Annotated in this window: 14 protein-coding genes; 8 read left to right on the forward strand and 6 right to left on the reverse strand. The window is 55.6% G+C overall.

Features of this window, described 5'->3' with window-relative positions:
- Positions 1-53 precede the first annotated feature (53 nt).
- Together QLQ17_RS05835 and QLQ17_RS05840 are read left to right on the forward strand one after the other, a co-directional pair.
- A complete protein-coding gene (locus QLQ17_RS05835; RefSeq protein WP_283208604.1) occupies positions 54-1121 on the forward strand; it encodes a mechanosensitive ion channel family protein in 1068 nt (355 codons plus the stop codon).
- Positions 1122-1145: 24 nt separating this feature from the next.
- Positions 1146-1538, forward strand: a complete 393-nt coding sequence (locus QLQ17_RS05840) for a DUF1499 domain-containing protein (protein ID WP_283208605.1) — start codon at positions 1146-1148, stop codon at positions 1536-1538.
- A gap of 22 nt (positions 1539-1560) precedes the next feature.
- Here QLQ17_RS05840 and QLQ17_RS05845 read toward each other — a convergent pair whose 3' ends face one another.
- Positions 1561-2268, reverse strand: coding sequence for a DUF3581 family protein (locus QLQ17_RS05845; RefSeq protein ID WP_283208606.1), 708 nt, complete (start codon positions 2266-2268; stop codon positions 1561-1563).
- A 123-nt stretch (positions 2269-2391) separates the two neighbouring features.
- The gene (locus QLQ17_RS05850; RefSeq protein WP_283208607.1) at positions 2392-2676 is read right to left on the reverse strand and encodes an Rdx family protein; all 285 of its coding nucleotides are present in this window, start codon (positions 2674-2676) and stop codon (positions 2392-2394) included.
- 168 nt (positions 2677-2844) lie between these two features.
- Between QLQ17_RS05850 and QLQ17_RS05855 the strand changes: the two genes are divergently transcribed.
- The 4 genes from QLQ17_RS05855 (at position 2845) to QLQ17_RS05870 (ending at position 6404) form a co-directional block, all read left to right on the forward strand.
- A complete protein-coding gene (locus QLQ17_RS05855) occupies positions 2845-3639 on the forward strand; it encodes a substrate-binding periplasmic protein (RefSeq protein WP_283208608.1) in 795 nt (264 codons plus the stop codon).
- A 73-nt stretch (positions 3640-3712) separates the two neighbouring features.
- Entirely contained in the window at positions 3713-4510 is a 798-nt protein-coding gene (locus QLQ17_RS05860) for a flagellar motor protein MotA (protein WP_283208609.1), read from the forward strand.
- The gene (locus tag QLQ17_RS05865) at positions 4507-5574 is read left to right on the forward strand and encodes a peptidoglycan -binding protein (RefSeq protein ID WP_283208610.1); all 1068 of its coding nucleotides are present in this window, start codon (positions 4507-4509) and stop codon (positions 5572-5574) included. Before QLQ17_RS05860 ends, QLQ17_RS05865 begins: the two co-directional genes overlap by 4 nt.
- Positions 5575-5615: 41 nt before the next feature.
- Complete coding sequence (locus QLQ17_RS05870) at positions 5616-6404, forward strand: sulfite exporter TauE/SafE family protein (RefSeq protein ID WP_283208611.1); 789 nt, start codon at positions 5616-5618, stop codon at positions 6402-6404.
- Between the two features lie 7 nt (positions 6405-6411).
- Here the strand turns inward: QLQ17_RS05870 and QLQ17_RS05875 are convergent, their stop codons facing one another.
- From QLQ17_RS05875 to QLQ17_RS05885, 3 genes are all read right to left on the reverse strand, one after another.
- Positions 6412-7197, reverse strand: a complete 786-nt coding sequence (locus QLQ17_RS05875) for a ZIP family metal transporter (protein ID WP_283208612.1) — start codon at positions 7195-7197, stop codon at positions 6412-6414.
- 70 nt (positions 7198-7267) lie between these two features.
- Positions 7268-8074 carry a DUF1338 domain-containing protein gene (locus QLQ17_RS05880; protein WP_283208613.1) on the reverse strand — a complete coding sequence of 269 codons (807 nt, stop codon included), beginning with the start codon at positions 8072-8074 and terminating at the stop codon, positions 7268-7270.
- A complete protein-coding gene (locus QLQ17_RS05885; protein ID WP_283208614.1) occupies positions 8064-9203 on the reverse strand; it encodes an arginine N-succinyltransferase in 1140 nt (379 codons plus the stop codon). Before QLQ17_RS05885 ends, QLQ17_RS05880 begins: the two co-directional genes overlap by 11 nt.
- A 114-nt stretch (positions 9204-9317) precedes the next feature.
- Here QLQ17_RS05885 and QLQ17_RS05890 point away from each other — a divergent pair, with 114 nt between their 5' ends.
- Both QLQ17_RS05890 and QLQ17_RS05895 read left to right on the forward strand, forming a co-directional pair.
- Positions 9318-9746 (forward strand): Lrp/AsnC family transcriptional regulator, encoded by a 429-nt coding sequence (locus tag QLQ17_RS05890; RefSeq protein ID WP_283208615.1) that lies wholly within the window; start codon positions 9318-9320, stop codon positions 9744-9746.
- Between the two features lie 84 nt (positions 9747-9830).
- A complete protein-coding gene (locus QLQ17_RS05895) occupies positions 9831-11078 on the forward strand; it encodes a DUF5610 domain-containing protein (RefSeq protein ID WP_283208616.1) in 1248 nt (415 codons plus the stop codon).
- Here QLQ17_RS05895 and QLQ17_RS05900 read toward each other — a convergent pair.
- A complete protein-coding gene (locus tag QLQ17_RS05900; protein WP_283208617.1) occupies positions 11050-11973 on the reverse strand; it encodes a glutathione S-transferase family protein in 924 nt (307 codons plus the stop codon). The genes QLQ17_RS05895 and QLQ17_RS05900 overlap by 29 nt on opposite strands.
- Positions 11974-12326 lie beyond the last annotated feature (353 nt).

The following is a 12326-nucleotide window of genomic DNA, read 5'->3' on the forward strand; positions in this document are numbered from 1 at the left end:
CCCTCATAACCTGCTAGTTTGTCAGGGGTTTCACGACGCCTGTAGGAGGGTTCATGGTGACAACCGTTCAGGACGCATTTGCCGCCTGGCTGACGACTGTTGGCTACGCGCTCTTCGCTGTTTTTCTGGCCATCATGGCGTACAAGGTGCTGGTTTATCTGCTGGTGCGATTCTTCACGCCCGCATCGGCAACCCGCATGTTTTTCAACGCGGCCGCTCCTGCAATCTGGGTGTCGCTCTGCCTCTTCGCGGTCAACGGAGTGCTTCACTCTGCGCCGAGTGATCTGCCTCTGCTGCCGGGTATACAGCAATTGGTCACACTGCTATTGGTCGGCTCACTGACCTGGGCAGCGGTGTGCTGCACCTCGGCGATTGGCGAAGTGATTGTCAAACTCAACCCGGCGTTGGAAGGCCGGTGGAAAAAAGCGCGCAAGGTTGAGACTCAGACCCGCTTCCTGGTCCGTGGCCTGAACATCGTTATTGTGCTGATTGGTACTGGCCTGGCGCTGATGACATTCGATTCTGTGCGCCAGATCGGCACCAGCCTGCTGGCGTCTGCCGGTGTGGGTGGCATCATTCTGGGCTTCGCTGCGCGACCGGTGCTCAGCAATTTGCTGGCCGGTATGCAGATTGCCCTCACGCAACCATTGCGCATTGATGATGTGGTATATGTTCAGAATGAATGGTGCTGGGTAGAGGAGGTCACGGCGACTTATGTCGTTTTAAGAGTCTGGGACCTGCGTCGCCTGGTGGTGCCGCTGCAGTGGTTTATCGAAAATCCGTTTCAGAACTGGTCTCGTAATAGCTCCGATCTGATTGGCAGCGCACTGATCTGGGTAGATTACAGCATCCCCATCGACCCGTTGAGAGAAGAGTTTGCCCGTTTGCTGCGGGCGTCGGCTGATTGGGACGGGGTGACGGAAACGGTGCAGGTGGTCGACGCTGGCGATAAAGCCATGCAGATCCGCTTTTTGATGAGCGCGAAGGACTCCAGTGCATTGTGGAACTTACGTTGTGAGATGAGAGAAGGCCTTATTCGTTATATACAGCATCATTACCCGGAGCATCTTCCCCGCATACGTGCGCAGATGCTCGAATCAGATATTCCCACTACAAATTAATACGCAGCAAGAAAGGATCATTGTATGTTGGCAGGAAAGCGACCGAAAAATCTGGGTGTAAAGGATGGCAAATTGGCGGCCTGCCCCGGCAAACCCAATTGTGTTTCCAGTCAGGCCAGTTCAGCCAGCCATCGCGTGCCGCCACTGCCTCTTTCTGGTGAGCCCGCCGCTGACATGAAGCGTCTGAAGGAAGTGGTCAACAAATTGCCCGGCGCCTCGCTGGTCGAGGAGGACAAGCATTATCTCTACTTCGAGTGCGCATCCAAACTGCTCGGTTTTGTCGATGACCTGGAGTTCTACTGCGATCCGGCTGAAGAGGTCATTCACGTGCGCTCCGCGTCGCGACTGGGGTACTCTGATCTGGGCGTGAACCGCAAGCGCATTGAAGGTATCCGCCGGAAATTCGAACTGGCCTGAACCGCCAGGCCAGGGTCCGGGGTCAGTCCCAGGCTCGGGCCTTCAGGCGGTAGAATTGCTCGACAACTTCGTCCATGGCGTCTGCGTCGTATTCGCGGAGGCCGCTTACCACCAGTTTTTTGGAGACGTGACCAGTAATCTGGCCATTTGAAACCAGCTGGTAATCCAGGGCCACGTTGCCTCTTTTTCCTTCTGCGGTCAGAGAGGCATTGCCCAATTCCAGTGCGGGGTTGGAGATGTCCAGGGTTTCCAGCTGCAGGCTCATGCTCTGGTACATGACCATTGGCCTGTCTGGATTGAACATCAGGCCATTTTTTTCCATCAGTGGTTTCAGGGTATGAGGGAAGTTCTTGCCAGAGGCGGCCACGTAGCACTTGGTCAGGGACTCAATCAGATCCTGATCCTTGGTTGACTCACCACTGCGTTCGACTTCTATGTAGATCTTGCCGCTGTCGTCATAAACCCGGATCAGACCGTCTTCATCCTCTTTCAGGGTCAATGGCACGGAGTCCCCGAGCAGGCTGCGAAAGTGGAAAGTCATGTTTCGGTACAGGCCAAAGTGTGACAACAACAGCGCGAACAGCAGATCACCTGGCACACAGAAGCGCCGGGCGTCAGGGTTGTGAATGGGATTGAAGTCGCCAGCAACTTCCTTGGCAAAACGGCTGCCCTGATGGGCATCGATCACTACCTTGCCATTCTGTAGTGAGTGGTAACGGTCAAGAAACATGCCTTTCCTTTGGATTTTTTGCAGAGGCGTAGATAGTGGCCTGAAATGGCGAGCGTCACAAGTATCCCTCAACCAATGTCTAAGCCTTTGACACCCAATGTATCAGGTCATCGATAGATCCGGTTAATCTGCTGAAGACCTGTCGGTATGTCCCAGTGAACGATTAGGAGAGATCCGGTCGCGTACCAGTTGTTTGAGTTCCTTGATGTCCGGGAATCGTTGCGCTTCCTTGCGTGACCAGATGCGTTGGCCGTTCACGTGGACTTCAAAAATTCCGCTTGGCCCGGGGCGAAGAGACAGCTCGTCAAGCTCATCTTCGAACGTGGAAAGCAGTTCCTGAGCCATCCAGGCCGAACGCAGCAGCCACTTGCAGCCCGGACAGTAAGTGATAACGACATGGTTTTCCATAATTGAATCAAGCTCCTGGAGAAAACGGCCGAGCCGGGATACGAAATTTCACTGAAATCATTCACCAGACCCTACATGATGGTCGTATTGCAAAAAATACCAGAGGCGCTAGCTTTTTCGTCCAGGTTCGGAAAATTCATCGAATGGGTCAGCCAAGAGGTCAATGTCATGTCGGAACAACCAGAGAACCGAAGCACCCTTTTGGGTAGGATTCTGAGTAAAACTCTGCCATGGCTTCTGCTGATGTGTGCGGGGCCTCTGACAGCCGCCGAGGGTGAGCGGTTCTATATATTCACCGAAAACTACCCGCCCTACAACGCACCCACGAACGGCAAGAGCTTTGCTCACGATTCCGAGGATATCTCTGGCATCTGCACGGACATGGTGAAGGCCATGATGTCCCGGCTGGATTATGACTTTGTCATGAAAATGCGTGACTGGAGCCTGGCCTATGACTGGGTGAAAGGACGGGAAAATCATGGTCTGTTCTGCACCGCACGCACCGAAGAGCGTGAAAACGAGTTTCAGTGGGTGGGGCCTTTGGCGTCCATCCGGTGGACCCTGTTTGCAGCGCCAGACTCGGATATCAGTATCGACTCGCTCGAGGAAGCGCGTCAGTACACCATCGCCGGTTATAAAGGGGATGTGATGTCTGACTACCTCATCAGCGAAGGCTTTGAAGTGATTGCCAGCGTCAGCGGTGAACAAAACCCCAGGCGACTGACACTGGGGCAAGCGGATCTGTGGGTGACAGACGGTGCCGTAGGCCCTCTGGTAGCCGAGGAACAGCACGGTATCACGGGGCTTAAGCCGGTACTGGTATTCCGGGAAACGCCCATGTATCTGGCTGTAAGCAACGAGACCGACCAGTCCGTGGTTGATGACTTGCAGGCGGCTCTTGATCAGGCCCGTGACGCCGGGGAAATTGACGAGGTGCTTGCCAGCTACGGCCTTTCACAGTAGAAGGCATTCAGACATCGGTCAGGTTTGTGTGCTAGCTTTTACACAGTACATCCGAACCTGACCGGTGTTGTTCATGAGTAATCCCAAGCATACCCTGTTCTGGATGACGGCGTTTCTGGCGGTCGTGCTGGTCGTCTGCGCCCTCATCTATCAACCCCTCCAAACGGCTTTTCTTGCCAACTGGGTGTTTAACCTGCTGATTTTATGCGTGCTGGTGGTCGGTATTGTGATCACTTATCGACAGGTCATTGTGCTTTTTCCGGAACTGCGCTGGATCGCCCAGTTCAGAACCGGGAACGCCGGATTATCGGTGTTACAGGAACCCAGACTACTCAAGCCCTTGGCACGCCAGCTCAACGAGGATTCCAAGCGGGATCGGTTTAGCCTGTCTACCTTGTCGCTGCGCACGGTACTGGATGGCATACACAGCCGGATGGACGAGCAGCGGGAGATTACGCGTTACTTCATCAGCCTGCTGATATTCCTGGGCCTTCTGGGTACGTTCTGGGGGCTTCTGGGCACGATCAATGCGGTGGGGACGGTTATTGTTAACCTCGATATGGGCCAGGGCAATTTTGGTCAGGTGTTCGAGCGCCTTCAGTCAGGGCTGCTGCAGCCGCTTGAAGGCATGGGAACGGCGTTCAGTTCTTCGCTGCTTGGGCTGGGCGGATCGCTGATTCTTGGCTTTCTGGATATTCAGGCAAGCCACGCTCAGAACCGCTTTTACGACGGTCTGGAAGAATGGTTGACCAGCGTCACCAACCTCGTCGGCCGCGCCGGCGAGGGCGACGACGGATCTGAACTGGACGAACTTTCCCGTCTTGAAGAGGAAAACCGGCAGCTGCGGGATCGGCTAGCGGACAGATCATGATTGGATCGAAGCGTCGAACCCGAAGCACAATTAATGTCTGGCCTGGTTATGTGGATGCACTGTCGGCATTGCTGATGCTGATCATCTTCATGCTGATGATTTATGTCGTCAGTCAGCTCTACCTGTCGCAGACGCTTTCAGACAAGGACTCGGAACTCGCGAGGTTGAACACCCGCCTTGAGGAAATCTCTCGACTGCTGGGTCTTGAGGAAGAACAGAACCAGGCGATGGAAGAAGCCATGGCGGAATTGCAGGCTGCTTATGGCGAGACCCTGGCCATCAACGATGAGCTTTCGCAGGCATTAGAGGAAGAGCGAAAAGGGCGCTTGGCGCAAAAGTTCAACGCCGAGGCTCAATCTCAAAGGGTTGAGCAGCTCGAGCAGACCCTCGAAGAGCGCCAGGCAGACCTGGAACAGCAGCGGGACCTCTCCGCGTCCCAGAGGGCGATCATTGCCCAGTTGTCGCGTCAGATTAATGCATTGCAGGATCAGCTCAGCCGGATCAGTGCGGCACTTAAACTTCAGGAAAACCTGACCGCGAAAAAAGAAGCTGAACTGAAAGAAGTCGGCAAGCGCTTGAACACCCTTTTGGCAGAGCGGGTGAATGAACTGGAGCAATATCAGTCGGAATTCTTCGCGCGCCTGAGGGATATTCTTCAGGACAATGAAAATATCAGGGTTGTCGGAGACAGGTTCCTGCTGCCTTCAGAGTTGTTGTTTGCCTCAGGTTCAGCCAGTCTTGGCCCCAGCGGCAAGGCAGAGCTGGACAAGCTCGCTGGTGTGCTGCTGGATGTGGTCGCCGAAATTCCCGAAGACATTGACTGGATTCTCCGCATCGACGGACACACGGATCGAATACCTATCAACACGGCGGAGTTCCCCTCTAACTGGGAGCTGTCGACGGCCAGGGCAGTGTCGGTGGTGCGGTATCTGGCGTCAAAAGGCGTACCGGAGCGTCGAATGGCGGCGGCCGGGTTTGGCGAATTTTTCCCGGTGGCTACTGGAAACACCCCCGAAGCGTTACAGCGCAACCGCCGTATCGAAGTGAAACTTACCGACCGCTAGTCTTTTGTGTCTGAAACTCAACAGCCCGGCTCGCTTAACCTATGTCTGAATTGGCGTTGTACCAATACGTTCTGATTGGTCTGATCTTTATCTGGAGCGGTTTTGTTCGCTCCGGTCTTGGTTTTGGTGGCGCCGTACTGTCTCTGCCTTTTTTGCTGCTTGTTGTTGATGACCCGCTGATTTTCCTGCCACTGATTGCCGTCCACCTGCTGGTGTTCTCGTCTTTGACCATCTGGCTAAACAACCGTAAGAGCGTGTCGAATGTTGATGATGGCCAGGGCGCGGTTGCGACCGTCGATTGGCCTTACCTATGGCGCATTCTGGGCATCATGATCGTTCCGAAGCTGATCGGGGTTTTCGGCCTGATTACACTGCCATCCGACATCATGAGCCTGATCATTTTCGTGATTGTGGCTGTGTACTCGGTTTCCTACATCCTGAATCGGCCATTTCGCAGCGGCAGCCGTTGGGTGGACGTGGCGTTTCTGATGCTCGGCGGTTATGTCAGCGGGACCTCTCTTATTGGAGCGCCGCTGATCATTGCCGTGGTGGCTCAGCATCTGCCCAAGGAAAAACTGCGGGACACGCTGTTTGCCCTGTGGTTCATTCTGGTTGTTATCAAGATGGCGGCGTTTGTATGGGTGGGCGTGGATTTGCAACTGATTCACCACCTCTGGTTACTACCTTGTGCCGCAATCGGACATGTCATTGGCCTGAAGGCCCACGATCGCATATTGAGGGCCGAAACGCCGGTGTTTTTCCGGGTTCTGGGTTCGGTTCTCCTGATCGTGAGTGGCATTGGCGTTTATCAGGTTGTGGCCGCGGGCTAGCCCGGTATTAGCCCAACGTTGCGTCCAGAAACATCATCACCACGAAGCCGCCCAGCAGGGAAAAAGTGGCCAATGTCTTGAATTCGCCACGATGGGTTTCGGGAATGATTTCGTCGCTGATAATGAAGAGCATGGCGCCGGCTGCGAAGCCAAGCGTCCAGGGCATCAGTGGTTCGGCCAGCCAAACCATGGTGCTGCCAAACACGCCGCCGATGGGCTCCAGAAGCCCTGTCAGCAGGGCAATGGTGAAGGCTTTCAGGCGGGAATGCTCAATGGCCAGCAGCGACACCGCCACGGCAAGGCCTTCCGGTATGTTCTGGAGGCCTATACCGATGGCCAGCGCGACACCGTTACCGATATCGCCGCCACCGAAGCCGACGCCTACCGCCATACCCTCGGGAAAATTGTGCAGGGCAATGGCAATGATAAACAGCCAGATTCGCCGAATGCGGGCGCTGTCGGGCCCTTCGCGACCCAATTGGAAGTGTTCGTGGGGCAATCGCTGGTGAATCAGATAGAGCAGGGTGGCGCCCATCAGCAGGCCGACAATAACGATGCTGGCGGCGATCCAGGTGGCGCCTGTCAGTTCCTCGCCGTACTCGATACCGGGCAATAACAGGGAGAAAAACGACGCGGCCAGCATTACGCCAGCGGCGGCGCTGAGCATGCCGTCCTGCAGCTGGGGGGTCAGCTTTCTGACGCCGAAAACCCCCAGTGCACCGACTCCGGTTCCAAGTCCTGCCAGAAGGCTGGCCAGTGAACCCAACCAGACGACACCTATATCCCCCAACATTAAAAACCCTTATCTCACAATGCGTTTCGTGCTGGTTGGTCTACGAAACGTTTGCAGGATTGTCTTTCTATCAGGCTTTGCTGTCTGTGCTTTCGAAGATTTTATCCGCGGAAGCGGCAACAAAGCCGCTGTATAGCTGACCATCTGCTTTCGGATAACGCAACGCGAACTCATAAAAGCAGCTGGGAATGCTGGCGGTGCGATCGGTGAACTGGACTTCTGCCCGATCGGCCATCGTGGACGACTGTTCCAGCAGCTCTTCCGGCGATCCTTTGATCTCTCCACCGGAGGTGTTCAACCGGAACCCTTCGTCTTTCAGACGCTGATTCACCTCTGCCAGGGTCGTAAATTGGCTCAGCTGATTCACACTGACCGTAAAGTGATTGGCGCGATAGCCCCATGCTGCCAGCCAGGCGGCGTATTCACTTTCCTCCAGCAATGTCTGGTAGGTGCCGTAGTCGAGATCCCAATGCCGACCGGAGTATAAAAAGTTGTCCTCAGCTACCACGGCCGGATCAACCGCTTCAACCAGGTCATGAACCACGGACTGAAGGCTTTCGGAGCAACGCTCGACCAGCAGTTCAGAAATAAACACTTTGGGAGCGGTAGGGTCCGGGTGCTCGTAATGCCGGGCGTACAGCTTCTTGGCTTCGAAGTCGTATTCACCGCCCTGCTGATAGCCAAGCGCCAGAAAGTGAGCCGCCAGTTTGTCCAGATTGAGCTTGTCCAGGTTAAAGGTACGCAGGGCAATGTGGTCATTGACGATGGCCTGGCCCTGACTGTTGTCGAGCAGCTTATGAATGCGCTGCGCAGAGGGCGTCACCTGGCAATAGTTATCCCATAAGTTGGCAAAGAGGGTGTCTCTGTCAGTGTGCACGATTCGCCTCCAGGAGCGGGGTGGTTGTTTGAGCGTCTGCAAAGAACGGGTTGCTGTTGCGTTGTTTTTCCAGATCAGAGAACCAGACTTCCGCGCCGCTACTCAGGCCAAGATGTTGAGCGACAGAGGCCGGGACCTCAAGCATCTGATGCGCAGGCAAATAGCGAGCAGCCTGGGTCACGGTCGCGCGAAACCCGTCGGTTTTGGTGTTGGCAACCATCAGTGTCTTACCCTGACCGCCTTTTGTCCATGCGCTGTTGGTGGAGCCTGTGTCCTCGATAGAGTCCGGGCGGATATGAACCTGACAGCGATTGGACTGGTTCACCGAACGGATGTCCGACAGACGGGCTTCCACAGTTGGGCCGCCGTCGAAAGGATCAATGTAACCGTTAAACCGGAACCCTTCAGATTTGAGCATGTGCAGTGCCGGCCGGGTTTGCGGGTGAACTTCACCAATCACTGCCTGGGCATCCTTGTCCATCAGGTGGGTATACAGCGGATGTTCCGGCATCAGGTCGGCGATAAACCCGTTGTCACCGGTACCGACCATCTGGCTGACGGTGGCGAAATCCAGATCAATAAAGTGGGCCTGAAGCCAGCGCCAGAAGGGCGACTGACCCGCGTCATCACAGACACCGCGCATTTCTGCAATCACCGTGTCCGCGAAGCGTTCCGGGTGTTGCGCCATGAATAGAAAACGCACCCGGGACAGCAGTTTTCCGGCCCAGGCCCGGCGGTAGTCCGGGCGCAGGAACAGAGTGCAGATCTCGCTGCAGCCGGCGTAGTGGGTGCCGAGGGTCAGCGTCTGCTGGCGCCGGGTAAGGCCAAGCTGGCGAGACTGTTTTACGGCGTCGCCTACGCGGTAGTGGTAAAGCGGGCGCCGTGTGCCAACCGATGCCTCAATGCCGGTGGTGCCCATGATGTGGCCTTCGACCGGGTCTACCAGTACAAACAGGTAGCTCTGGTCTCCGGCGTGCCGTACGTCATTGGCAAAACTGGCGATAGAGCGTTCAATTTTCTGCACAAGAAAATCATGGTCGTTAGCCAACGACGTAAAGCCGGGGCCGGACTCGATGGCAATGGCCTTCAGGTCGGGCAAATCCTTCATGGCGACGGGGCGAATGATCATGGCGCAGTCCTCAAGTCGTTTTCGCCAGTATGAACACACCGAGTGACAGAATGTAGTGGCAAAAATGTTAGATTGACGCTAAATTATGGCAAAATAACCAAGCCTACGGTCAATATGCTGAGTATTCAGGATCAAAAGCTGTTGCTGCACCTGCGCCAGAACGCCCGTATCAGCGTATCTGATCTGGCACGCCAGATGGATCTGTCTCGGTCCACGGTGCAGAATCGGCTTGCCCGCCTGGAAGAATCTGGCGTTATCAGAGGCTATTCGGTGGAATTGGGCACTGATTACGCCGCCAGTCAGGTTGAAGCTCATGTGTCCATCAAGGTATTCCAGAAACTGACGGCACGAACCAACCGCGCTCTGGAGGGCATTAGCCAGGTCTCCCAGCTTTATTCCGTGAGCGGCGAGTACGATCTGATCGCTATCGTTCAGGCCCAGTCTCTCGAGCAGCTTAGTGCGGTGCTGGACGAGATTGGCAATCTGGAAGGGGTTGAACGAACCAATTCCGCCGTGGTGCTTGAAACCCGTTTCAGGCGCTAGCGGCTTCGTCTTAATACCCAAATGTTCTTAATGGTGCCGGGGCCTCGGCCGATAACCTGTGTATCAGGTTACGAGGTTCAGGCCATGGTTTCTCCCGTTATCATTTCCGGCAACGCCCAGAGCGGTCGCTCTCCTGTTGTTGCCGACTCGCTTTCCGGATCTGTGCCGAATGCCATCGGTCCTGCGGGGCAGGGCACACCAGAGAATAACAAGGTGTCCGAGGCAGCCCGTGCCCCCATCCGAACCGCCGAAGATGCAATCAATGTTCTGAAAGCCAGGTTGGCCCAGCGTCTTGAGCAGCAGCTGGGAAAGGCGCCCGCTCAGGGAGCGTCGCGATTTACTCCGTCGACGTTCGAGGCGCCTTCGGCGGAGCAGGTTGCGCAACGAGTGCTGGGATTCGTGCAGCAGCGGCTGCAGGCCGAGGCGAGTTCCGGAGCCGACACAGAGCGACTGGCGGGCTTGCTTTCAGACGCCAGAGCAGGAGTGACGCAGGGGTTTGCCGAGGCAAGAGAACAGATCGAAGCGATCGGCATGATGGATGAGCAGCTCAACGCCGATATTGATGACAGCTTTAACCGCATTCAGGCAGGCCTGGATGATCTGGAGAGCCAGTTCGTGCAGCCCGCTGAAAACCAATCGTCTGTTGAGTCGGTTGGTGCCTCCGGGTATCGCCTGGAAAGAGCGTCCGAATCCCTGTTTTCCTTTGAAGTGACCACCGAGGAGGGCGACCGAGTGACGGTGCAAATGGCCGAGCAGCGATACGCCGGTTCCACTGTTGAAAGTCGTCAGAACGAACTGGGGCAGTCGTTAAGCATGTCCTTTGAAAGCGGTTTCTCCGGGCGCTATTCCTTCAGCGTGGAAGGCGACCTGAATGCCGGGGAGCGGAAGGCGCTGGCGGATCTGTTCAGCCGGGTAGAGAAGGTTTCGAACCGGTTTTTTGACGGCGATATTCAGGGGGCCTTTCGCAAGGCGAAGAGCCTTGGTCTTGGCGGTGAGGAGCTGGCGAGCTTCAGCCTCAGCCTCACTTCAACCCGCATTGTGTCGGCGGCCGCTTATGAATCCATTTCGCAACAGCCGTCGGCGAATGCGGAACTCAGGCCCCTGGGCAATCTGGCTCGTGATCTTCGGGGCGTGGCCCAGTCAGCCTTCGAACGAGGCGCCTCGGAGCCTGCTTTTAAGGGGTTGATGAACGCACTGCTTGAGGATATCCGGCAATGGCAGGTAGAGCGTGCAGACATCGCTGAACGTGGTGATGAAACGCTCATGAACGATTTCATGAGCGCTGTTATTCGTTCACTAAACCCTAAGCAGGATTCACAGCTTCAAGTGTAAAACCCTGACGTGGGAAATGGACGTGTACCTCGCCAACCCGCTTGTGGGTCCGCGAGATAATGATCCGCTGATCGTCTGCAAACACCAGGGTGCCGGTGACGGGGTCGCGGGCATAATCGTCAGGAGCGACGGTCACCTGATGGCCGGTGAGCCCGTCGGTGCTTTCTGATGGGGTTGGTCGTGGGCTGGCTGCCTTTGCTTCGTCCAGACCCTGTTTGTCTTTGATGGTTTTAGGATCGCCGTGACCGAACGTTTTCATTCGCGCAAGCCAGGCTTTGACCTTCGGGTATTCCTCCACCCATTTCTTCTCGCCCAGATCGCTGACAAACCATAGACCGTGATAGGCAGAAAAGTCCGCGATGCAGGGCTTGTCGCCAAACAGGAAATCCTGCGTCAGCATTTGCTCCATATTGGCCATGTGTTCCAGCACCATGGCTTTGGCCTTGGGCCGCCGCGCTGTTCTGACCCGTGAGGATTTGCCCATCGCGATACGATCCCGGAGAAACAGGAACGTATTCCACAGAGAAGTCTCTTTGACCAGTTTCTTGAGCATGCTTTTATCACTGGCGGATAGCACGCAGGCAAAGAATATCTCCAGATCCGTTTTCTTAACGAAATCGTGCACGTCCTGCGGTTGATTGGCCAGGCTCAGTTCCGGCTTGTTGCCGATACGTGCCAGCTCATCCGAAATGGTGCGGGTGTCGCAGAATATGTCAGCGCCGATCTGGGCAACCGGCACTTTGCGGTAGCCACCCGCCAGAATGGATAGCACTTTGCGCGGCGGCATTTCTCGCACCGTGATTGACTGCCAGGGCACCCCGGAATAGCCCAGCATGGCGCGAATCTTTTCGGAGAAAGGCGACATGGAATAGTGGTAAAGAATCAGATCCTGCATGGGGTACCCCTGTCATGATGCAACGAAAACAGTCGCTGCAAAGCGTTCGTGAGCAGGGAGGGTACCCCGAGAGCTTGAATCTAGGAAGTCCTGAGATTGTCCGGCTGGGCCACTTAGACGGTAAGCAAACCAGCAGACGCGCAATACAGGAAGGCAACAGCGCCTGAACAGATCAAGAGCCAGGCGGGGAAAATCAGTGACGAGCGAGTTGTTGTTTTCATTGGTGTCTCTGTCATGGAGTCGATGTTGATGGCTGTTCTTAACCCAGCCAAAAAAACACTCTAGACGATTAAGTGGCATTGTCACTTAAAAAGTGTGCTGTAAGTCGCAGTGTACTATTTTAGCGATGTCCC

This window comes from Marinobacter sp. CHS3-4, from assembly GCF_030053415.1.
GTDB lineage: Bacteria > Pseudomonadota > Gammaproteobacteria > Pseudomonadales > Oleiphilaceae > Marinobacter.